Annotated in this window: 21 protein-coding genes; 9 read left to right on the plus strand and 12 right to left on the minus strand. The window is 63.3% G+C overall.

Features of this window, described 5'->3' with window-relative positions; genetic code table 11:
* Positions 1 to 296 precede the first annotated feature (296 nt).
* From lepA to BDD21_RS23495, 4 genes are all read right to left on the minus strand, one after another.
* Positions 297 to 2,099: a translation elongation factor 4 gene (gene lepA / locus BDD21_RS23480; RefSeq protein ID WP_120799230.1), complete on the minus strand. Its 1,803-nt coding sequence runs from the start codon at positions 2,097 to 2,099 to the stop codon at positions 297 to 299.
* A 437-nt stretch (positions 2,100 to 2,536) separates the two neighbouring features.
* On the minus strand, positions 2,537 to 3,691 hold the full coding sequence (gene yqhD, locus BDD21_RS23485) for an alcohol dehydrogenase (protein WP_120799231.1): 1,155 nt from the start codon (positions 3,689 to 3,691) through the stop codon (positions 2,537 to 2,539).
* 32 nt (positions 3,692 to 3,723) lie between these two features.
* Complete coding sequence (locus BDD21_RS23490) at positions 3,724 to 4,608, minus strand: pirin family protein (RefSeq protein ID WP_120799232.1); 885 nt, start codon at positions 4,606 to 4,608, stop codon at positions 3,724 to 3,726.
* A 205-nt stretch (positions 4,609 to 4,813) separates the two neighbouring features.
* On the minus strand, positions 4,814 to 5,440 hold the full coding sequence (locus BDD21_RS23495; protein ID WP_245969774.1) for an FMN-dependent NADH-azoreductase: 627 nt from the start codon (positions 5,438 to 5,440) through the stop codon (positions 4,814 to 4,816).
* 68 nt (positions 5,441 to 5,508) lie between these two features.
* Here BDD21_RS23495 and BDD21_RS23500 point away from each other — a divergent pair, with 68 nt between their 5' ends.
* Both BDD21_RS23500 and mtgA read left to right on the plus strand, forming a co-directional pair.
* Positions 5,509 to 6,429, plus strand: coding sequence for a LysR family transcriptional regulator (locus BDD21_RS23500; protein WP_120799233.1), 921 nt, complete (start codon positions 5,509 to 5,511; stop codon positions 6,427 to 6,429).
* 311 nt (positions 6,430 to 6,740) lie between these two features.
* A complete protein-coding gene (gene mtgA / locus BDD21_RS23505) occupies positions 6,741 to 7,457 on the plus strand; it encodes a monofunctional biosynthetic peptidoglycan transglycosylase (RefSeq protein WP_120800097.1) in 717 nt (238 codons plus the stop codon).
* Between the two features lie 117 nt (positions 7,458 to 7,574).
* On the opposite strand, the gene BDD21_RS23510 is transcribed toward mtgA, so the two are convergent.
* Complete coding sequence (locus tag BDD21_RS23510) at positions 7,575 to 8,498, minus strand: SDR family oxidoreductase (RefSeq protein ID WP_120799234.1); 924 nt, start codon at positions 8,496 to 8,498, stop codon at positions 7,575 to 7,577.
* A 309-nt stretch (positions 8,499 to 8,807) separates the two neighbouring features.
* Between BDD21_RS23510 and BDD21_RS23515 the strand changes: the two genes are divergently transcribed.
* Entirely contained in the window at positions 8,808 to 9,509 is a 702-nt protein-coding gene (locus tag BDD21_RS23515) for an SDR family NAD(P)-dependent oxidoreductase (protein ID WP_120799235.1), read from the plus strand.
* A 258-nt stretch (positions 9,510 to 9,767) separates the two neighbouring features.
* On the opposite strand, the gene BDD21_RS23520 is transcribed toward BDD21_RS23515, so the two are convergent.
* On the minus strand, positions 9,768 to 10,127 hold the full coding sequence (locus tag BDD21_RS23520) for an HPF/RaiA family ribosome-associated protein (protein ID WP_120799236.1): 360 nt from the start codon (positions 10,125 to 10,127) through the stop codon (positions 9,768 to 9,770).
* 726 nt (positions 10,128 to 10,853) lie between these two features.
* Between BDD21_RS23520 and BDD21_RS23525 the strand changes: the two genes are divergently transcribed.
* Complete coding sequence (locus tag BDD21_RS23525) at positions 10,854 to 11,651, plus strand: DNA-formamidopyrimidine glycosylase family protein (RefSeq protein WP_120799237.1); 798 nt, start codon at positions 10,854 to 10,856, stop codon at positions 11,649 to 11,651.
* A gap of 92 nt (positions 11,652 to 11,743) precedes the next feature.
* Here the strand turns inward: BDD21_RS23525 and BDD21_RS23530 are convergent, their stop codons facing one another.
* Positions 11,744 to 12,325 (minus strand): hypothetical protein, encoded by a 582-nt coding sequence (locus BDD21_RS23530; protein WP_120799238.1) that lies wholly within the window; start codon positions 12,323 to 12,325, stop codon positions 11,744 to 11,746.
* A gap of 226 nt (positions 12,326 to 12,551) precedes the next feature.
* Between BDD21_RS23530 and BDD21_RS23535 the strand changes: the two genes are divergently transcribed.
* The 5 genes from BDD21_RS23535 to BDD21_RS23555 are packed head-to-tail and all read left to right on the plus strand — an operon-like array spanning position 12,552 to position 16,360.
* Complete coding sequence (locus tag BDD21_RS23535; RefSeq protein WP_120799239.1) at positions 12,552 to 13,001, plus strand: type IV pilin protein; 450 nt, start codon at positions 12,552 to 12,554, stop codon at positions 12,999 to 13,001.
* Positions 12,989 to 13,669: a GspH/FimT family pseudopilin gene (locus tag BDD21_RS23540; protein ID WP_245969776.1), complete on the plus strand. Its 681-nt coding sequence runs from the start codon at positions 12,989 to 12,991 to the stop codon at positions 13,667 to 13,669. The genes BDD21_RS23535 and BDD21_RS23540 overlap by 13 nt, the downstream gene beginning before the upstream one ends.
* Positions 13,660 to 14,484 carry a PilW family protein gene (locus BDD21_RS23545; protein ID WP_120799240.1) on the plus strand — a complete coding sequence of 275 codons (825 nt, stop codon included), beginning with the start codon at positions 13,660 to 13,662 and terminating at the stop codon, positions 14,482 to 14,484. Before BDD21_RS23540 ends, BDD21_RS23545 begins: the two co-directional genes overlap by 10 nt.
* 26 nt (positions 14,485 to 14,510) lie before the next feature.
* A complete protein-coding gene (locus BDD21_RS23550) occupies positions 14,511 to 15,560 on the plus strand; it encodes a PilX N-terminal domain-containing pilus assembly protein (RefSeq protein ID WP_120799241.1) in 1,050 nt (349 codons plus the stop codon).
* 11 nt (positions 15,561 to 15,571) lie between these two features.
* Positions 15,572 to 16,360, plus strand: a complete 789-nt coding sequence (locus tag BDD21_RS23555; protein ID WP_120799242.1) for a type IV pilus modification PilV family protein — start codon at positions 15,572 to 15,574, stop codon at positions 16,358 to 16,360.
* 289 nt (positions 16,361 to 16,649) lie between these two features.
* Here BDD21_RS23555 and BDD21_RS23560 read toward each other — a convergent pair whose 3' ends face one another.
* From BDD21_RS23560 to folC, 5 genes are all read right to left on the minus strand, one after another.
* Positions 16,650 to 17,900: an O-succinylhomoserine sulfhydrylase gene (locus tag BDD21_RS23560; RefSeq protein ID WP_120799243.1), complete on the minus strand. Its 1,251-nt coding sequence runs from the start codon at positions 17,898 to 17,900 to the stop codon at positions 16,650 to 16,652.
* Positions 17,878 to 19,392: an amidophosphoribosyltransferase gene (purF, locus tag BDD21_RS23565; RefSeq protein ID WP_120799244.1), complete on the minus strand. Its 1,515-nt coding sequence runs from the start codon at positions 19,390 to 19,392 to the stop codon at positions 17,878 to 17,880. Before purF ends, BDD21_RS23560 begins: the two co-directional genes overlap by 23 nt.
* Positions 19,393 to 19,630: 238 nt before the next feature.
* Positions 19,631 to 20,125, minus strand: a complete 495-nt coding sequence (locus BDD21_RS23570) for a CvpA family protein (protein ID WP_342769618.1) — start codon at positions 20,123 to 20,125, stop codon at positions 19,631 to 19,633.
* Between the two features lie 51 nt (positions 20,126 to 20,176).
* Positions 20,177 to 20,809 (minus strand): SPOR domain-containing protein, encoded by a 633-nt coding sequence (locus tag BDD21_RS23575; protein WP_120799246.1) that lies wholly within the window; start codon positions 20,807 to 20,809, stop codon positions 20,177 to 20,179.
* Positions 20,810 to 21,022: 213 nt separating this feature from the next.
* The gene (folC, locus tag BDD21_RS23580; protein WP_120799247.1) at positions 21,023 to 22,312 is read right to left on the minus strand and encodes a bifunctional tetrahydrofolate synthase/dihydrofolate synthase; all 1,290 of its coding nucleotides are present in this window, start codon (positions 22,310 to 22,312) and stop codon (positions 21,023 to 21,025) included.
* Between the last annotated feature and the right edge of the window lie 26 nt (positions 22,313 to 22,338).

Below are 22,338 nucleotides of genomic sequence, written 5' to 3' on the forward strand. Positions count from 1 at the left end.
TAAGGTCTCTCGGTGATCCATAGATGACGCTGCGATCGGTTCTCGGTTCTTCGTTCTCAGAGCCGTAGGGTGGACAAGTGCAGCGCAGTCCACCAGCGCCGGAGCTGGGTTCGGTGGACTTCGCTCTCGCTCGTCCACCCTACCGGTTATAGGCATCTCGGATTCGAGAATACCGACCGCCTCCGATCCGACGCCTTAAAAAATCCCCTAATCACTTGAACCGCGTCCACTCAAACGTTCATTCGCCCTGCAAGGCCGACCCAACACAAACCAGCGCCTATCACTCCAGACGCGGTTCAATTATCTTTGCCGACTTGGAGCACCGCAAGAAACGCTTCCTGCGGGATCTCCACACGGCCGACCTGCTTCATGCGCTTCTTGCCCGCCTTTTGCTTTTCCAACAGCTTGCGCTTACGGCTCACGTCGCCGCCGTAACACTTGGCCGTGACGTTCTTGCGCAGCGGCTTGACCGTGGTGCGTGCAATGACCTTGGTGCCGATCGCGGCCTGAATCGCCACCTCGAACATCTGGCGCGGGATCAGATCCTTCATGCGCACGGTGATATCGTGACCTCGGCTCTGCGAGAGTGCGCGATGCACGATCGAGGAAAGCGAGTCCACCTTGTCGCCGTTGATCAACACATCCAGCTTGACCAAGTCGGCGGCCTGGAAGCGCTTGAATTCGTATTCAAACGATGCATAGCCGCGACTGACCGATTTCAGTCGATCGAAGAAATCCAGCACCACCTCACTCAACGGCAGCTCGTAGCTCACCTGCACCTGACCGCCGAGATACTGGATCTGCTTTTGAACCCCGCGCTTCTCGATACACAGCGTGATCACCGAGCCGAGATAATCCTGCGGCACCAGGATATGCGCCTCGATGATGGGCTCGCGGACCTCGCGGATCTGACCGGGGTCCGGCAGATTGGCGGGATTGTCGATCTTGATCAACTCCCCGTCCGAGCGCAGCACCTCGTAGACCACCGTCGGCGCAGTCGTGATCAGATCCAGGTCATATTCGCGCTCGAGTCGCTCCTGGATGATCTCCATGTGCAGCATCCCGAGGAAACCGCAGCGAAAGCCGAAGCCCAGCGCTTGGGACACCTCGGGCTCGTAGTTCAGCGCCGCATCGTTGAGCCGCAGCTTGCCCAGTGCCTCGCGCAGGTCCTCGTAGTCGTCCGAGATGACGGTGTAGAGACCCGCGAAGACCCGCGGGCGCACCTCCTTGAAGCCCGGCAGCTTGGGCGCCGGGGCGTCGGGACGGGTGATGGTGTCGCCGACCGGCGCGCCGTCGATCTCCTTGATGCCCGCGATCATATACCCGACCTCGCCCGCGCCAAGGCGATCGCGCTCGGTCTTCTTCGGTGTAAAGACGCCGACCGAGTCGACCTGTTGGGTGCGCCCGGTCGACATGATCAGGATCTTGTCGCGACGGCGCATCTCGCCGTTGACCACACGCACCAGCGAGACCACCCCGACATAGGGGTCGAACCAAGAATCGATGATCAGCGCCTGCAGAGGTGCGTTCACGTCTCCGCGCGGCGGCGGGATGCGCTGAACCAGGGCTTCAAGCAGCTCCGGGATCCCTTCCCCCGTCTTGGCACTGACCCGAAGCGCATCCTCGGCATCGAGACCGATGATCTCCTCGATCTCCTTGATGACGCGTTCGGGCTCGGCCGAGGGCAGATCGATCTTGTTGAGCACCGGCAGGACCTCGAGCCCCTGCTCAATGGCGGTGTAGCAATTGGCGACGCTCTGCGCCTCGACCCCTTGGGCTGCGTCCACGACCAGCAGTGCGCCCTCGCAGGCGGCCAGGGAGCGCGAGACCTCGTAGGAGAAGTCGACATGCCCGGGCGTGTCGATGAAGTTCAGCTGATAGATCTCGCCGTTGCGCGCCTTGAAGTCAAGCGTGACGCTCTGCGCCTTGATCGTAATCCCGCGCTCGCGCTCCAGATCCATCGAATCGAGCACCTGGCTCGACATCTCGCGATCGGTCAAGGCGCCGCTGAACTGGATAAAGCGGTCGGCGATGGTCGACTTGCCGTGATCGATGTGAGCGATGATCGAGAAATTTCGGATATGACTGAGGTCTGTCATGAAGCTGAAGGTCGCCCGGGGATAGGGTGAAGAGCGCGCGGCAGGCGTGCACGCAAGCCGATTCGGTCGGCCGGGCGCGCGAGCGGGTGTCTGAAATGAGGGCGAATCATAGCAGACACGGGGGGCGATGGGCATGTGCGGCAAAGCACCGACCCCGGGAGCGTCGACGTGCAGTCGACCTCTTTCGCCGGCCTTCAGGCCAGCGGGTCGACTGCACGTCGACGCTCCCGGGAACTGGCGAGCGAGGCTAAGCCGCGCCCAGCGCGGTCTGCGATGTTGTCGGATGGGGTCGGCCCCGGCAGACTTGACGGCCGCCGGAGTCGGCGCGGTTTAAGATATTAAAAAATATATCATTCTAAACCGCGTCCCCGCTAAGGGCTGTGGATGCACCAAACGTCGAGCTCACACGCAAGTGAGCATCTCGCTCTGGACGCGGTTTAGAGCGCCAACTCAAGCACCTGTCGCGAGCGTGCGAGATCCACATCCTGCCGCTCGCCGAGCGCGGTCATGCCGTGACGCTCGAGCTGACCGACCAGCGGCGCGATCGCCTCGGCGCCGATCCCGTAGCCGGAGAGGCGTGTCGGGACCTGGAGCGACTCGAAGAAGTCGCGGGTGCGCTCGATGGCCGCGTCGATGCGCGCATCTTCGTCGCCGTCACGCAGACCCCAGACCCGTTCGGCGTATTGCAGAAGCTTCGCGCGCTTGTCGAACCGCCTGACCTGCAACATCGCCGGCAAGACGACGGCCAGGGTCTGGGCATGATCCAGCCCGTGCAGCGCGGTGATCTCGTGGCCGACCATGTGGGTCGCCCAGTCCTGCGGCACGCCTGCACCGATGAGCCCGTTCAGCGCGAGGGTCGCCGTCCACATGAGGTTGGCGCGCACCGCGTAGTTCTCGGGCTCGGACAACGCCTTGGGGCCTTCCTCGATCAGGGTCAGCAGCAACCCTTCGGCAAAGCGGTCCTGCACCTTGGCATCGGCCGGATAGGTCAGGTATTGCTCGGCGATGTGCACGAAGGCATCGACCACACCGTTGGCGACCTGACGCGGCGGGAGCGTATAGGTCTTGGTCGGATCCAGCACCGAGAAGCGCGGGAAGACCAGCGGGTGGATGAAGGCGAGCTTGTCGTGCGTGGCGCGCCGCGTGACGACGGAGCCCGCGTTCATCTCGGAGCCGGTCGCCGGCAATGTCAGCACGCTGCCGAAGGGCACCGCGGAGGTGATCGGCGCCTGCTTGGCGAGGATGTCCCAAGGATCGCCCTCGAAGGGGATGGCCGCGGCGATGAACTTGGTCCCGTCGATCACCGAGCCGCCGCCGACGGCGAGCAGGAAGTCGACCTTCTCGCAGCGGGCGAGCTCGACCGCCTGCATCAGGGTCTCGTAGGTCGGGTTCGGCTCGATGCCGCCGAATTCCAGATAGTCGGTCTCGCCCAGCGCCGCCTTGACCTCGGCTAAGGTGCCCGTCTTCACGACGCTGCCGCCGCCATAGGTGATCAGCACGCGGGCGCCGCTCGGGATCTCCGGGCCGATTGCTGCGATCTGACCTTCGCCGAAGAGGATTCGGGTGGGATTGTGGAAGACAAAGTTCTGCATGCGTAGGCTCCGTTGTGGCGCGTGCTTGTCGCTCAGGCCAGACGGCCGGCACTGTAGTCACGTACCGCTTGTTGAATTTCCTGCATCGTATTCATGACGAAGGGACCATGCTGGGCGATCGGCTCGCGCAGAGGATGCCCCGCGATCAGCAGGACCCGTGCCTCTCCCGCTAGCTCGCTCATAGCCTCGACGACCACGCCGTCGGCGTCCGCAGCGTTGGCGAGGATCGCCATACGCTGCGTCGGGACTGACTGTCCGGCAACAGCGACCTCTCCTCGATAGACGTAAATGAAGGCATTCTGCTCGATCGGAAGCGCCTGCTCGAAGCGCGTGCCGGCCGGCAGATGCAGATCCAGAAACAGCGGCGCCGTCGTCTCGCGCGTCACCGCGCCGGTCACGCCGTGGGTCAGACCGGCGATCACCGTGACGGCCACGCCCGCCTCGGTCTGGAAGCGCGGCAGCTCGCTCGCGGTGAAGTTTCGATACCAGGGCGGAATCATCTTCTCGCGCGCCGGCAGGTTGAGCCAGAGCTGGAAGCCTTCCATCCGCCCTTGCGCTTGTTGCGGGATCTCGGAATGGACCAGACCGCTGCCCGCGGTCATCCACTGAACGCCGCCGGTCTCGATCAACCCTTCGTGGCCCGCGCTGTCGCGATGCAGCATGCGCCCGGCAATCATATAGGTCACGGTCTCGAAGCCGCGGTGCGGATGATTCGGAAAGCCCGCGATATAGTCGTCCGGATCGTCGCTTCCGAAGGCGTCGAGCATCAGGAAAGGGTCAAGTCGCTGCTGCAGCGGCTGGGTCAGCACCCGGATCAGGTTCACGCCGGCACCGTCGGTGGTTGCCTGGCCGGCGACCAGACGCTCGATGGTGCGGGACTGCCGCACGGAATCGGTTTGAAAAGTGGTTTCTGTCATCTGGATCACTCCTGAATTAAACCGCGCCCAGTGCGGTATGCGAGGATTTTTCGATGGGATCAGCCTCGGCAGACTTGACGACCGCTGGATCTGGCGCGGTTTAGGGTGGACATGCGCAGCGCAGTCCACCAACGCCGGCGCCGGGGTCGGTGGACTTCGCTCTCGCTCGTCCACCCTACAGGTCGGGCTTGTGAACAACTCCGGCTCAGGCAAAAGCCGCCTCGAGATCCGCCTCGGCCTCGGCGAAACCCCGCTCGGCCGACTCCGGACCCATGTTGAGACCTTCCGCATAGATGAACCGCACATCGGTCATGCCGAGAAACCCGAGCAGCGTCTTCAGATAGGGCACCTGGCTGTCGGCGGGGGTATCGCGGTACCGACCGCCGCGCGCCAGCGCGACATAGACGCGCCGACCCGCGAGCAGACCGACCGGCCCCTGCTCTGTGTAGCGGAAGGTCACGCCGGCGCGAGCAATCGCGTCGATCCAGTGCTTCAGTTGCGCCGGTACGCCGAAGTTGTACATGGGCACGCCGAGCACGATCGCGTCGGCCGCCTGCACCTCGGCGATCAGGGCATCGTCGAGCGCGACGCGGGCGGCCTGCTCGGGCGTGCGTTGCTCGGGCGGCGTCGAGAGTGCGGCGAGGCCCGCTTCGTCCAGCACCGGGTGGGGTTGGCTCGCCAGATCGCGGACCTGCACGCGCGCCGCCGGGTTCTCGGCGCGCAGGCGCTCGACGACGGCATCGGCGATTCGGGTGGAGTTGGCGCCCTCGCGGCGGGCGCTGGCATTGATCTGCAGGATGTTCATGGTGTCGCTCTCGGCATCGGGTTTCATCTGATAGCCGATATATTGATGCCGAAACGGTTAGAGTAGTCGTCGAATCGGATAACATTGTCCCGCCTATGGAACAATTTGAACCCAACGACCTCCTGATTTTCGCCCATGTCGCCGAGGCGGGCAGCTTCAGCCGTGCCGCCGAACGGATCGGCCTGCCCAAATCGACGGTCTCGCGGCGTATCTCCGTGCTGGAGGACCGGCTGGGCGAGCGACTGATGCTGCGCACGACGCGGCGCCTCACCTTGACTGAGCTGGGCGAGCATCTGCTCGCGCACGCCCGCCAGGTCGCCGACGAGGTCGACGCGGTGCGGGCGCTCGCCGAGCATCGCCAAGCCCGCCCCACGGGACGGTTGCGCGTCTCCATGCCGGGCGACTTCGCAACCCTGCTGTTGAGCGAGATGCTGGCGGCCTACATCGCACGCCACCCGGCGGTCATGCTGGAGCTGGATCTGTCCCCGCGACGCGTGGATCTCCTCGGCGAGGGATTCGACATTGCGGTGCGCACCGGTGCGCTGCCGGACGATGCACTGCTGGCCGCGCGCCGTCTCGCGCTCTTCCCGATCGGCCTCTATGCGGCCCCGCGCTATTTGGCCGAGCAGGGAGATCCGGCGATCCCGGAAGATCTGCTCCGTCACCGAGTCCTCTGCCTCGTCGGGCGCGACGGGGAAACCGCGCCTTGGACCCTGACCGCCGCGACGGCACACTGGGAGGGTCTGCCCGAGGGCCGCATCGCCGCGAACTCGCCCGACATCCTGATCCGCCTGGCCGGCACCGGGGCCGGGATCGCCGCCGTCCCGGACTGTTACGCGGCGCGCGATGTCGAACGAGGCAGACTGCGTCGGGTTCTCCCCGCGTGGTCACTCCCGGCACAGACGGCGTGGGCGGTGTTCCCCGGCCGCCGCCTGATGCCGGCAAAGACGCGCACCTTTATCGACATGCTCGAAGCGGCGCTGGGCGGCGCGCCCGGGAATCTTAGGCCGGATTAACGTCAAACCGCGTCCAGAGCGACATGCGTCGTTTTCATGGTGTACTCGCCTTGGGGATGTCACCGACTTTGTTGGATACGCGGTTTAAAATTGTATATTTTTTAAAACTCTAAACCGCGCCGGCTCCGACGATTATCGAGTCTGCCGAGGCCGATCCCATCCAAAAACAACACAGACCGCGCCGGGCGCGGTTTAGGTCGGGTTTGACCCGCCGAATCAGGGTCCGGATACTTCGGCGACACGATTTGGACGGATCGCTCGACGGCGGTCCCTTCACCCGCTCGCATCGCCCGCTGACGTTACCGACCATCATGGCCGCTCGAAAAAAACGCTCTCGGAAAGTCCTGTTGCGCCGGATCGCGCTCGTTCTGGCTGGCCTGATGGCGCTGTCGGTCGTGCTGGTCTTGGTCCTGCGCTGGGTCGACCCGCCCACCTCTGCCTTCATGATTCAACGCTGGATCGCCGCCCATTCAGAGCCCGGCGAGCCGCCTTATGTCTATCATGAGTGGGTCGACTGGGACGCCATTCCGGGGGCCGTGAAGCTCGCCGTCATCGCCGCGGAGGACCAGCGCTTCCCGGGCCATCGCGGCTTCGACACCATCGAGATCGAACGCGCGTGGCAGCGCTATCGTGCCGGAGAACGGTTGCGCGGGGCGAGCACCATCAGCCAGCAGACGGCGAAGAACCTCTTCCTTTGGTCCGGCCGGGATCCGATTCGCAAGGCACTGGAGGTCTGGTTTACCTTCTTGATCGAGACGCTTTGGCCCAAGGAACGGATCCTGGAGGTCTATCTCAACATCGCCCAGCTCAGCCCGAACACCTTCGGCGTCGGGGCTGCGAGCTGGCGCTATTTCGACCGCCCGGTGATGGCGCTGAGCGCCTCGGATGCGGCCCTCATCGCCGCCGTGCTGCCGAATCCAAACATCTATCGACTCGAAACACCCTCATCGACCGTGAAGCGCCGCGCCACCTGGATCCAGCGTCAGATGGCGCAGCTCGGCGGCGTGTCCTATCTCAAGAAGCTCTGAGCGCGCCCGCCACGTAGGTTGTGCTGACGATAGGAAGCACAACACTCGGCGGTTCGCGTGGCGGCAAACGTTGGACCTCGCTCTCGCTCGGCACAACCGACGCGTGAACGTGCCGACCTACCGATTCAAGTACCCCAGCTGATCGACACCGAAGGGAGTCGGGGTCAGACCAAGTCGCGCGAAGCTGTCGTTCTCGAAGCAGACGTTTCCCTCCATCAACATCTGGATCTGATCGCGCGAGATGGGAAACCATGGATAGCGGTCGAGCAGACTCGCAGTCGCCTTGATGGCCATGGCCGGTGCCGGCAGCATCAGCTTGGTCTTGCCGGATGCCGCGGCAATGGTCGTGAGGATCGCCTTCCAGCTCATGCGCTGAGGGCCGCACAGGCTGTAGGTCTGGGACTCGGTACGCGACTCGTTTACGGCCAGCACGAAGGCCGCGGCGACATCGTCGATATGGACCGGGGCCAGCTCGAAACCACCGGCATCCTTGGGAATCAGCCCGCTGTAGAAGAGCGGCGCCGGCATCGGGCTGTCGATGATGTCCTTCTTGAGCTGGGAGCAAAACTCCATGCGACCGTCCGGGTCACCGAAGATGACCGAGGGGCGGAAGATGGTCCAGCGCAGCCCGGATGCCTTGAGCGCCGCCTCGGCAAGCGCCTTGCTGCGCTGATAGGGCGTGCCCTCGACATGGACCCCGTTGGCGCTCATCAGGACGAACCGATCGACTCCTTGCCGTTTCGCCGCCGCGATGGTGTCCTCGACACCGACGCGCTGCAGCGCATCGAAGGTGATGCCTCGGCTGGGAAACTCGCGCAGGATGCCGATCAGATAGATCACGGCATCCGAACCCTCCAGGCAACGCTCGAGCGCAACCGGATCGGCCACGTCGCCCAGGACGATATCGCAATGCTCCGGCTGAGCGACCTTCTGCTCGCTGCCCGGCCGGACTAGAAGCCGAGGCCGATGACCGGCGTCGATCAAGTGCCGAGAGATGTTGGTGCCGACAAAACCGGTACCGCCGATGATGGCAACCTTCATATGAGCCTCCTTTCGCGTTGATGGGTGTAGCGAACAACCGGCCGTCATCCGGCCTAAACCGCGCCGGGTGCGGTATGCGTCGTATGTTGGATTCGCTTGGCCGCGCCGGCTCCGACAATCGTCGGAGCCGGCGCGGTTTAGATCGAGAATATCGGGGCGATCCGAACCGAGACGAGTCCCTTCGACGCCTTCCTTCGAAAGGTGCGTATTTTGTCTAGGATCGCAAGGCATACTGTCCAGGTCTTGTAAAACTTTCGTCCCGCCTGAACCTGCCCTCGTACACCTCAACCCGCTTCATAGGGGCTCGAAATGTCAAAAACCTATTTGATCGTCGGCGGCACGTCCGGCATCGGCGCCGCGCTGCTCGGAAAGCTTCTCGCGCGCGGACATCAGGTGATCCAACTGTCGCGTCACCCGGAAGCGGCGCCGGATCACCCGGCCGTCACCAGCCTGCACTGGGACGTCCGAACCAACGACTTCCCCGCGGATGCGCTGCCGACGACACTCGACGGGCTCGTCTATTGCCCCGGCACCATCCGGCTTCGTCCCTTCGAGCGGCTTGGCGAAAAGGAGTGGATGGAAGACCTCGAGATCAATCTACTCGGTGCGGTGCGGGCGCTGCAGGGTGCAATGAAGGCTCTGAAGGCGGCGGAGTCTGCCGGCATTGTGCTGTTCAGCACGGTCGCCGTGGGAACCGGGCTGCCGTTTCACGCCTCGATCGCGAGTGCCAAGGGCGCGGTGGAGGGCCTGACGCGATCCCTTGCCGCCGAGCTCGCCCCGCGCATCCGGGTCAACGCCGTCGCGCCGACACTGACGGCGACGCCGCTTGCGGAACGTTTGATCGGAAACGAGTCAAAGCGCACCGCGGCGGCCGACCGACACCCCTTGCGAACGATCGGCGAGCCCGAAGACGTTGCGGGTGCCGCGCTATGGCTGCTGGAAGACGCCCGCATGACAACGGGCCAAGTGATCCGAGTCGATGCCGGATTGGCCACCTTAAGAACCGGCTGATGCGATCCGAAGCGGGCCGGTCAGAGAAGGAACCGCTTCGGAGCCTCGCCTGCTTAAACCGCGTCCAGAGTGAGATGCTCCCTTTCGAGTGGGCTCAACGATTGGTGCATCCAAGGCCCTTAGCGTGGACGAGGTTTAAGAATAATGCATTTTTTAATAACTTAAACCGCGCCGTCTCCACCCGTCGTCAAAACTGCCGGGGCCGATCCCATCCACAACCATCACATACCGCACTGGTCGCGGTTTAAAAGTCGGGAATCAACCGCCGACCGCGTGCGTTCCCGTGCTAAGGGCGCCGTGCGGGGGGGTGCGGGGGAGACTGATTTGGCGGCGCATCCGCCGCAGGTTGCGGCGCGCGAGCCCGAAGACCTCGTCGATCGCTTCTTTCGCTGTCTTGCGTGCGTCTCGGACGACGATTTGGCGCCCGTGGGCGATTTTGGCGGAGAGCTCGCACCGAACGCGATGTCCGTGGAGCGGGTCGAACTCCTCTTGGATCTTGGCGTGAGCCTCCAAGTCTTCGCCGGGGAAGCGTGCCGCAAGTTTGGCCGCTTCCGTCTCGATTTGACGGCGGATATCTCCGTCCAAGGCGAGGGTATCCCCGCCGATTTTGATCAGCATACTCTTCGAATCTCCGAAGACCCTGCCCAAGCGGGCAATCGAGGCTGCCTCGTTCGGTCCGGGTCGGTCTGTGAGGGCGAGCGGTGCGGAAGAACGTCTGTCGGATGGGGCTCCGAATCGGAGGGGACACAACGCGATGCTTTCGCTCGCGGGGGATCATGGCGTTCGGCGCCCCGAAAAGCAAGGCAACGAAGGAGCCCAGACGCGTTCGGCCGTATTGCATGCAGCCCTGAGCGTCCGATCTCGGGAACGGCGCAACCAGGGATTGCCGTGACGCTCAAGGCTGGCGGCTGGCGGCTCACAAAAGTATGACCACCAACTCCATGGAAATTCCGACCAGGTTCTGTCGAACTTTTCAACCGCCGTCGCCTCGAAGCTGGCGAGCCTCCTCGGAGGCTCTCTGACTCCTTGTCGTGTTCCCCGCCGTCGGCGGGGTTTTTTTGTGCCCCACCAGGGCTTTACAACCGCCTTAAACCGGGTTTCCACATGGGTCGGACAAATCCTTAGCGCCCAACACAAAATGAGCAGTACGCATGTCGCTCTGGACGCGGTTTGACGTGACGGAGCATCCGTCCAACCTTGCCGATCCGGGCCCGGGTCCGGCCGATGCATTCGGGAACCCTTCGACGCCTTCAGACTCGAAGGGATTGCAACGATGAGTTCTCCTTAGTTCGCTCGCCCCGCATCGCGGGGCATCTTTTTGTCTGCCGGATGCAGGTTCGACGCATGCCAGAAGGCGACACCATCCACAAGCTCGCGACCTTTCTGTCCGGCGCTTTGGTCGGCCGGCGTCTCGACGGTGCCCGACTGCAGGGTCGCACCATCGCCGCGTTCGAGCAGGGTCGCATCCTGCGAGTGACCAGCAAGGGCAAGCATCTCTTCATCGACGTCGAGGGCGGAGCCTCGCTTCGGGTTCACCTCGGGATGTACGGCTCCTGGCACCGTTACCCGGTCGGACAGGCATGGCAGAAGCCCGCGCGCCGGGCAACGCTCGTCTTGAGTATCCCGGGACAGGATTACGTCTGTTTCAACGCAAAAGAGGTCGAGATCCTCGACACCAACGGGTTGCGCAGACGCGATCGGACAGACCGCCTGGGACCGGATCTGAGCCGCGATGCACCGAGCGCCGAGTCGTTGCTGCATCGCGCCCGTACACTCTCGAGCCCCGAGACCGAACTCGTCGATCTACTGCTTGATCAGCGCATCGCCAGCGGCATCGGCAACGTCTATAAATCCGAGGTCCTCTTCCTCGAGCGCTGCGCACCGAAGACTCGATTCGGCGACATCTCGGACGAGACCTTCGCCGCGCTCTACCGGACCGCGGAACGCCTTCTCCTGAGCAACCTCGGCGGCGGTCCCCGGATCACGCGCACCGCCGACGACGGTCGCGGCATCCTCTGGGTCTACGGCCGGGCCGAAAAGCCTTGCTTTCGCTGCGGGACGAGCCTGTTGCGGGAACGTCTCGGGCAACATGCAAGATCAACCTACTGGTGCCCGGCCTGCCAGTCAGGAAAGAGCGGCTAAACCGCGTCTCGCTGAGATCAAGGAAGTCTCCGACGCTAAACACAACATGAAAATGACGCATTCCGCTCTGGACGCGGTTTAACCTCCGGCATTCAAGGCGCCGTCGGCAGCGCGACCTCCAAGGTCGCCAGATCACCAAGCACGGCTCGGATCTCGGCAAGCGTCGGAGCCCGCGTATAGGCCGGATCATCAAGCCGCCCCAGACAAGTCATGCGCATGAGGTTCGGGTCATGACTGTCGTCGAGCCAAAAGTGATAACCGGGACGGATCATCTGCGACCCGCCGCTGTCGCCGTGACCGGCAAGTTGGAAGCGAACGCCCCGATCCAGGGTCGGTGTCGGGACACGGCTGGACACCAAGGCGAGATAGTTCTGCACACGCGTGATCGAGATCTCCCCGGCCGGGATGGTCTGAGTGCCCTCGTCATCGATCCGTCGGACCTCGAGGACACAGCTCGTCCCGCCGCCACCCGCACCTCGCGTGCCGCGATCCATGAGAAAGACCCGCGCCCGCCCGGGCGAGATGGACACCGGTCGGTTCAGCGTCAGGGTGCTGCCCGCAGGGATCTCCACCCAGCCGGTCTCCACGGATTCACGCACGAGGGTTTGGCAACCCCCGATCAGAACGACCAACGCGCCGAGGACGGTTGATCGAATCAGGGTGTTCGCAGTCATGAGTCTGGTCCCGGTTCGTTGCCTTCTTAGGGGCAATATAGTGGCGAGCGCCGCCGAGTTCACGCCGGGATCATGCCGAGCGGACGGTCGACAACGCTCGCCGGCACTGGAAAATTCCACGAAACGCCTTCATACTTCATCGTACACACGATGACACCGCAACCGACCTCCCGACACCCTCGGCGCGGTCACTCGCACCACCCGCCTCGACGGCAAGGACGCACAATTGGCAAGGACACTCGTAGAACACCGAACCGGCTTCACGCTCATCGAACTCCTGATCGTCATCGCGGTGATCGCCATCCTGGCCACCGTAGCCTTCCCCGCCTATCAGGACCAGATCCGAAAGGCACGACGCTCGGACGGACAAACAGCCCTCCTCGGCATGGCGATGGCTCAGGAGCGCTTTCGCGCCAATTGTAGCCGCTACGCACTGACCCTGAACGCTGCCAAACCCGGCATGGTCTGCGACGCTCCCGTTTACAGCCTGCCGCTTGCGGATGAAAGCCCCGAGGGCTGGTACACACTGAGTCTGGACCAGGCCACTGCCGCCGGTTTCTCCGCCGTCGCCACGGCCCAAAAGGCCCAAGCCGCCGATCGCGCAGGCGGCGTCGCCTGCACGGTCTTGACGATCGACCAAGACGGCGCGAAGACGCCGCGTGAATGCTGGCGCTGAGACGCAACCTAATGGACGCCGTCACACGCATCCGCAGAGCAGGCACGCAAGGACGACCGAGCACCGCCAGCTCCCGACGCACTGCTCCGCCGAAAAACGCGCCCGGGTTCACCCTGCTCGAGCTCATGATCACGCTGTCGGTGCTCGCCATCCTGGCGTCTTTGGGCGTTCCTGCGATGCAGGAGATGTTCGAACGCAACCGGCTAAAGGGCGCAGCCCAAGCCCTTGCAGAGGACCTGCAATGGGTTCGCGGCGAGGCCATTCGGCGAAATCGGGATCTGCATCTGATCTTCGATGCCGGTTCGCCGTGGTGTTGGGGCATCAGCGAGGCGAGCGCCTGCAACTGTCGGATCACTGATCCGAACGACCCAAATGCCTGCACCCTGTTGTTCAACGACACGAAGGTGCTCAAGCACCTCGATGCCGCGAATTATGCCGGGGTGAGCGCGACGGCCACCTTCGATCAAGGGGTAACCGGCTTCGAGAGAAGACGCGGCACCACGATGCGCATGGGCTCGGGGTCGGCAGGCTCGAAGCGGCACGGCAACGGGAGTGTCACCTTCAGCAACGCGCACGGGGGACAGCTTCGGGTCGTCCTGAGCGTGATCGGGCGTGTGCGGATGTGCTCTCCGGATCAGTCCGTCCCGGGATTCCGCAAATGCGTCTGAGCCTGCCTGCTGCATCGATCAACATCGCCGAGGGATCGCTCCGTCGGCAGGCCGGTGTAACCCTGACCGACCTCCTGGTCGGCACGACCGTCGGTGCGCTGGTCCTCATCGGGATCTCCACCACCTATGTCCTCGGTGCTCGCGCCACCGGGCAGAACGTCGAGCAGGCCCGTCTGAACCAAGAGATGCGCGCCGTGCTCGAGATGATGCAACAGGATATCCGTCGCGCCGGTTACTGGGACTACTCGGCGGCCGAAGACCCGAAGATCGACGAGAACCCATTCCAGAGGGAAATTGGCGGCATTGACCATGCACTTCGCACCGGCAACCTCTCGGGAGAGCCCGAAGAGAGCTGCCTGCTCTACAGCTATGACGTGGACGGAACAAGCCTCATTGGAGTGTGCGCGAAAAGAAAAGATGAGGATTGTGTCGGGACGGGGTCGAAGTTCGCCTCGGAACACTATGACCAGGAGACCATGGAGATGTTCGGCTTTCAACTCCAAGGTCAAGCCGTGCGGATGCGCACCGGCCGCAGGAACGCAGCGGACGATGCATTCACCTGCAACAGCGGCAGCTGGGAGAGGATCACCAGTGAGGATGTGCGCATCACGACCCTGCAATTCACCATCACACCCGCGCAGACGAGCCTGGCACCCGGAAAGGAAGACTCCGGCTGCGAAAGAAACGAGCTTTGCCGAGAAACGCGAAGGGTCGCGATCCTAATGGAAGGTCAGATTCGTAACGACAAGGCCGTACGCCAAAGGCTACAAGCGACCGTCGCCGTGCGGAATGACCGCTATTTCGTCAAGGAGTGATCGGCATCCGCCGATGAAGGAGACCAATGACCTCGCGGAAAACGACCTCGCGAAAGATCGAGCGTCAGCGCGGCGCGCTGACGCTCATGATGGGTTTATTGCTGCTTATGGGCTCGACCATGCTCACGCTCAGCTCCGTTCGCGTTGGCGTTATGGAACAGCGGATCGCGAACAATGAGTTGCGTGCAAAAGAGGCGCAGCAGGCGGCACAGGCAGGACTTGATTATGCGCTCGCCCGAATCGGCCAGGGTAACAATATCGATACCCCGCCACCGGTCACTGCGACCAGCAACATCACCTACGACATCGTCTTGACCGAAAGCGAACGCGACAATGAGATCTGTGTTTCATCCCGAGCCGGTGCACGCGGGGACGACAGCATCGAGGCAGTTGCCACAGAGTGCTTTCAGCGGCAGAGTCTTTTTAATCACAAGGGCTTTGGAAAAAGCATGCCGCCACTGGTCGTCAACGGAGGAATCCAAAAGGTTACAGGAAACCCGGACATCTACCCGGCCGACTGCAACGACGAGATTTCCGCGAAAGACTGTGAATCCATTGCCATTGTCTCGTCGGCCGAAAGGAGCGACATAGAAGAGGGTCATTTTAATAAAAAGGATCCGCTTGATGATGACCAGATCAGGGCGAAGGCCTTCGCGAGCAGTGCTTGGGAATATGTGTTCGGCATCAGCAAGGACAGGTTCAAGGCATTAGCGGAGGCCGATGACCCGAATGATCCTCAATTCATCTGGGCATACGACGCAAAGAAGGCAAAGAATTTTGGAAGCGCCAAAAAGCCCGTTTATCTCGTATTCGACTCTACGGCCGGCTGCCCGAAGCTCGGCGGCGATATCTATGGCGTTGTCTATTTCGAAAGCCCGACAGCGTGTCGCAGTCAGGGATGGGGTGGCGCGACCATCTATGGATCAGTCGTCTTCGAAGGCAGCTTAGACAAATTCACCGCGAATAGCGACTTATACAACTGGAATACGCAGCCGACGAGCGAGGGCGGTGGTCCTGCAGCCCCTCAGAAAACCTGGACCAGTCGCATCCCGGGTAGTTGGCGCGATTGGGATTAGAGAGTCAACCGATGCGCTCACAAAACCGACCTTCACGCACACACGGATTCACTCTCATCGAGTCATTGATCGCACTTGTCGTGCTTTCGCTCGGACTCTTTGGGCTGATGCAGATGCAAACCCGCGTCATGGCGGAAACCGCCGACAGCAAGACGCGAACGGCGGCAGTAAACATCGCTCAAGAGAAAATAGAGGAGCTTCGCAGCGAGAGCTATGCTGCTGTTGTGAGCGGAAAAGATACCGTTCAAGCTGAATCTGGCGGCACGGCCGGTTTCACGCGGACCTGGACCGTCAAACCAAAGATAGACCCTCCCTACAGAGAGGTCTCGGTGACGACCCGCTGGACCCGTCCGGGCGAGGGCTCCGAAGATCAGGACTCCTCCTCCGTCACCCTCACTACATTCATTGCGCAGTCGGCAGCAATGGCTTTGGAGACGATCGGCCAGGATCCCGAACTACCGCCCCCACCCAAAGGCGGCGGACTCCCGCCGACGATCAGCGTCAACAGCCCCTACACGCAGTGCGTGAGCAGCTCGAATCCTTGCGAGGTCGAAAAGAATACAACCATCCGTCCGAGCTTTATCGTGACCGACGACACGGCACTATCGGCCAGAAACCTCACTATCACCGCATCGGGAAACGGAGCGGCAACGTCCGGCTCGATGACGTTCAACACCAGTTCCGCTGAAGCAACCCAAGACATTCTCACGCCAAACGGCAACAAGAAGACCTTCAGCGTCATCATGCGTGCGGACGATGGAGTCAACAACACAACGGTCACGCTGTATTTCACAACCTGATACACGCCGAACTGCAACATGCCTGTTGTGGATGAATGTGCAAAGCCCGCGACCTTCGCCATCTGATCGTCATCTGGTCGCCATCCAGTCGCCATCCGGTCGATGGGCTGACGCAGACATCCCGGCGGTTGCCGCATCCGAACGGCATTGCGGCCGTGGGTGATGCCGAGCCGTGCGAGGTACAACCAACTCTGGGTATTGAAGGGTTTTATGGTGCGAATTGATGCGCACCTACGCTTCGGCAGCTCCTTTCCCTGAAATTACCTTACCTTAACGTGCCTCCCCGGCATCACCCCCGGGAGCGAAGCATCTCCAGACCGAGCGCCAAATCCGCCTGAATGTCCTCGATCTCTTCCAACCCGACCGCCACCCGAACGAGACCTTCACCGATGCCGACGGCGGCGCGCTCTTCCGGCGTGAGCCGACCGTGGGTGGTCGTCGCCGGATGGGTGATGGTGGTCTTCACGTCGCCGAGATTGGCCGTGATGGACAGAAGACGGGTCGAGTCGATCAGGTGCCAGGCACCGGCGCGACCGCCGCGCACGTCGAAGGCGACGATGCCTCCGCCGGTGCGCTGCTGGGAGCCGACCAGATGGTGCTGGGGGTGGTCCGGGAGTCCGGGATAATAAACACGCTCGATCCCCGGCTGCACGAGCAGCCATTGTGCAAGTGCCGCCGCGGATTGCGCATGGGCGAGCATCCGCAGCTTCAGCGTTTCGAGTCCTTTGAGAAAGACCCAGGCGTTGAAGGGGCTCATGGTCGGGCCGGCCGTTCTCAACACGCCGAAGACCGCCTCGCCGACCGACTTGCGATCGCCGACGACGGCGCCGCCGACACAACGCCCCTGCCCGTCCAGGTACTTGGTGGCGGAATGGATCACCAGATCCGCGCCGAACTCGAGCGGGCGTTGCAGGGCCGGGGTGCAGAAACAGTTGTCGACCGCCAGGAGACAGCCCCGGCGATGCGCAAGCTCCGCGAGCCCTCGGATGTCGACCATCTCGGTCAAGGGATTGGACGGCGTCTCGCAGAACAAAAGCCGGGTCTCGGGGCGAATCGCCGCGTCCCATGCCTCCAGGTCGCCGAGCGTCACATAGCTGGTCGCGATGCCGAACCGGGAGAGGTATTTGTTGAAGAGGAGCGTGGTGCTGCCGAACAGGCTCCGAGAGGCGACGATGTGGTCGCCGGACTCCAGAACCCCCATGCAGACGGCCAGAATGGCTGACATGCCGGAGGCGGTCGCGACACAGCGCTCGCCGCCTTCGAGACTGGCCAGACGCTCCTCGAAGGCCGAGACCGTCGGGTTCGTGAAACGCGAATAGATGTTGCCCGCTTGATCGCCCGAAAAACGTGCGGCGGCCTCGGCAGCGCTTTGAAAGACAAAACTGGAGGTCGTGAAGATCGGCTCGCCGTGCTCGCCTTCCGGGGTCCGGTGGTGACCGACCCGCACGGCACGGGTCGCGAATCCCGGTGCGGCCGAAGACTGGGACGCGGTCGGCTCGTCCGCGCTCGATCGCGCGTCAGGCGGAGTTGTAGAGGTCAATGACGTTCTCGCTGAATGAGCCGTAGGCGGTCTTGGCGACGTCGTTGCGATTCGCCTCGAGCGCCTGAAGATACTCGGGGGTCACGTCCCCGGTCACGTAAAGACCGTCGAAAACCGAGGTATCGAAGCGGTCCACGTGGCTTTTGCCCTTCTTCTGGACCGCGTCGATCAGATCATCGAGCTCTTGAAAGATGAGTCGGTCGGCACCCAGCTCGCGCGCGACTTCCTCCTCGGTCCGGCCGTGGGCGATGAGTTCGCTGGCCGCGGGCATGTCGATCCCGTAGACGTTGGGAAAGCGCACCGGCGGTGCTGCCGAGGCGAAGTAGACCCGGTGCGCCCCGGCCTCGCGCGCCATCTGAATGATCTGCTGGGAGGTGGTGCCGCGCACGATGGAGTCGTCGACCAGCAGGACGTTCTTCTTGCGGAACTCCAGATCGATGGCATTGAGCTTCTGCCGAACCGACTTCTTGCGGACCTGCTGGCCCGGCATGATAAAGGTGCGCCCGATGTAGCGGTTCTTGATGAAGCCTTCCGAGTAAGGCACGCCGAGCTGATTGGCCAGCTGGAGTGCGGCCGTCCGGCTGGTGTCCGGGATGGGGATCACGACGTCGATGTCGTGATTCGACCACTCGCGCTTGATCTTGGCCGCGAGCTTTTTGCCCATTCGGGAACGCGCCTTGTGCACCGAGATGTTGTCGATGATGGAATCGGGGCGGGCGAAGTAGACGAACTCGAAGATGCAGGGCGACAGGATCGGTTGGGCGGCACACTGGTGCGTGTTGATCTGGCCGTCGACGGTAATGCAGACCGCCTCGCCCGGCGCGACATCCGCGATCAGGGTGAAGCCGATGGTGTCGAGCGCCACGCTCTCGGAGGCGATCATGTACTCGGTGCCCAGATCGGTCTCGCGACGTCCGTAGACCAGGGGCCTGATCCCGTGCGGGTCGCGGAAGCCGAAGACGCCGAAGCCCGGGATCATCGCGACCGCGGCATAGCCGCCTCGACAGCGTCGGTGTACGCCCGACACCGCGCGAAAGACATCGTGCTCGTCGATCCGCAGTTTGCCCTGGAGCTGCAGCTCGTGGGCAAAGACGTTCAGCAGGATCTCGGAATCCGACGCGGTGTTGAGGTGGCGAAGATCCTCGACGAAGAGGTCGCGCTTGAGGTCATCGGCATTGGTGAGATTGCCGTTATGGGCAAGCACGATGCCGTAGGGCGAATTGACGTAGAAGGGCTGGGCCTCGGCCGAGCTGGCCGCGCCGGCGGTCGGGTAGCGGACATGTCCGACACCCATGTTGCCGCCTAATTGGATCATGTGTCGGGTTCGGAAGACATCGCGCGCAAGACCGTTGTCCTTGCGCAAATGGAGCTTGTCGCCCTGACAGGTCACGATGCCGGCGGCATCCTGTCCCCGGTGTTGGAGCACCAGCAGCGAGTCGTAAAGCGCTTGGTTGACCGGACTTTTACCGACAATGCCGACGATGCCGCACATGACTTCCTCGCCCGCCTCCAGCCCCGGAGTCCGAGACGGATGCTGCTGATTGGGAACAGCGGACTATACCCCGCGAGGTTGATCCGGGACAACATCGAACGACCGATCGCCCGATCCAAGGTTCAGCCGCGCAACCCGCGCCGGCCACATCTCCCGATGCGCACCACCGAAACTAACCAATCGCAGGAGGCAGGAGGCAGGAGGCAGGAGGCCGAAAAAACCCGATCAACGCAATCCTTCAGAGGCTCTTGACCCTGGCCTGCACCTCTTCGGGAACCAGATCGATGAGCCAGCCGGCCACCGCTTGGAACTGGCCGATGAGCCGTGATTCCTGCCACCAGGAATCCTCCGGCATGGGTGTGAGGGCCCCCAGGAAGACCGCCATCGCCACGATCACCACACCGCGAGCCGCGCCGAAGACCAATCCGAGCATCCGATCGACGACACCGAGACCCGTCTTCTCGATCAGGGCCGACAGCAGGGCGCCCAAGAGGGCGCCGAGGACGAGAGTGCCCAGGATCAGGCCGATGAAAGCCGCGGCCAGACGCACCGAGGGCTGCGACAGGTAAGGCACCAGCAGCTCGGCGACCTCGCGGTGGAACAGCCAAGCGATCAGGATCGCGGCGATCCAGACCCCCAGGGACAACACCTCGCGGATCAGACCGCGTCCGAGCCCGACCAAAGCGGACAGCAGGACAACCCCGAGGATGGCGAAATCGACCCAATTCATCATCAGCTCCGACGCACCGGACTAGAGGAAAACGCAGCGCGCACCGGGATCTGCTCAGGGATAACGCTGAACAAAGGGATCCTTGTATTTCTGGCGGAGCTTGGCGGCCGTCTTCTCGGCGCTCGATCGGTCCGCTTCGGGTCCGACACGGACGCGAAAATAGGTGCGTCCGCCGACCACGGCCGACTCGACGAAGGCGGAATAGCCCTCGTTTTGAAGCTTTGCCGCCAACTCCTGCGCGCTTGCCGAAGTCCCCAAACTCGCGACTTGGGTGACATAGGACGGCATCCCGTCGTCGCGCGCCATCGGCGGCGGTGCCTCGGGCACCCGAGCGGTCGCGTCCGACGCCGTGCGGGGCGCTGCGACCGGCGGGGCCGCCGCCGGGTCTCCCGCCGGCTCATCGTACCCAGCCTCATACACGGGCTCGGTCTCCTCGACGGCGGGGAGCGCCAAGGTCGCCGGATCGATCCAGAACTCTTCGGGAAGCCCGCCGACGCCCGAATCGGCCGGCGTCAGAAAGGACTCCGACCGAAAGCGATCGTCGACGATCGGCTGCTCGGGAATCACCGTCGGCAACGGAGGAAGATCCGTCACCACTTCATCCTCGAACAGCATCGGGACGAAGATGACCGCCAGCGTGACGATTACAATCGCCCCCACCAACCGCTTCTTTGCGCCTTCTTGCATAAATCGCCACCCGAATGTCGGACACCGCGCGAATCGCCGGCACCCGTGAGATCATGATTATCGATCGGCCTCGAAAGGCCGGCAGTATAGCATGGCCGAGCCGAAACCATACCGGCACGCCTGAAATATCGCTATTGATTTCAATCGGATAATATACGCACGCCGGACCACGGCAAACGCCGCGCAGGGGCTTCGGAGACCTGGAGCCGAGGCTCAGCCCCGATCGCCGCGCCCGGGATCGAGCCGACGCAGCGCCACCCCGACGGTCGTGAACGAGCCGACGACCAACAGCGCGTCCCCCGGCTCGGATGCGGACTGCGCGGCATCGAGCGCGGCATCCAGATCCGGAAGCAACACCGCTGCAGGTGCAGGCAAGATCACATCCAAGCGCCTGCTCAGCACCTCCACGGGCATGGCGCGCGGATCCGTGCTCTGCGCGAGATACCAATGGCTTACGAACGGCAGGAGCGGCCCGACGATCGACTCGGGCGACTTGTCCTCGAGGACTGCGAGGACTGCGCGAAGCCGACCGCGACAGGCAAAGGCCCGCAGATTCGCGGCCAATGCCTGCGCCGCCTCGCCGTTGTGGGCGACATCCAGGATCCAGGTCAGCGTTCCGGGGAAGACCTGAAACCGGCCCGGCAAGCGCGCCCGCTGCAACCCCGCCCGGATCGCGTTGACCGAGATCGGCAAGCGCGTATGCAAGGCGCGAAGCGCTGCGATCGCCGCCGAGGCGTTGTCGTATTGGAACGGGCCGCGCATCGCCGGCTCGGACAAGGCCAAACGCTGGCCCGAGGGCGCGCTCCAGATCCAGCCTCCGCCATCGCCGAGGGTCCAGTCGATCTCCCGACCGAGCTGTAGGGGCAGACTCCCGCGCTGCTCCGCTTCGGCCCGCAGCCGCGCCGGGGCGTCGCGTTGCCCGATCACGGCCGCACGGCCGGGACGAAAGATCCCGGCCTTCTCGTAGGCGATCTCATCCAAGGAATCGCCCAACCAGGCCATGTGATCCAGCCCGATCGAGGTGACCACCGAGACATCCGCGTCCCACAGATTCACCGCGTCGAGACGCCCGCCGAGACCGACCTCGAGGATCACCACATCGGGCACGCTGCGCACGAAGAGATCGAGCGCCGCGAGTGTGCCGAACTCGAAATAGGTCAGCGCCGTCTCGCCGCGCGCCCGGTCGATCCGCTCGAACGACTCGCAGAGGAGCGCATCGGAGACGTCCTCCCCGTCGATTCGCACCCGCTCGTTGTAACGCAGCAGATGCGGCGAGCTGAAGACCCCGGTGCGATATCCGGCAGCACGACAGATCGCCTCCGCCATCGCGACACAGGACCCCTTGCCGTTGGTCCCGCCCACCGTGACGAGCGGAAACGGCAAGGACGCCGGTCCCAGCCGTGCCCAAACGGCACCCACCCGCTCGAGCCCGAGTTCAATGGCCTTCGGATGCAACTGCATCTGCCAGCTCAACCAGGCATCGAGGGTGTCGAAACGAGTCATGTCGGCAGTCCCGCTGCCGGATCACA

Source organism: Thiocapsa rosea (assembly GCF_003634315.1).
GTDB lineage: Bacteria > Pseudomonadota > Gammaproteobacteria > Chromatiales > Chromatiaceae > Thiocapsa > Thiocapsa rosea.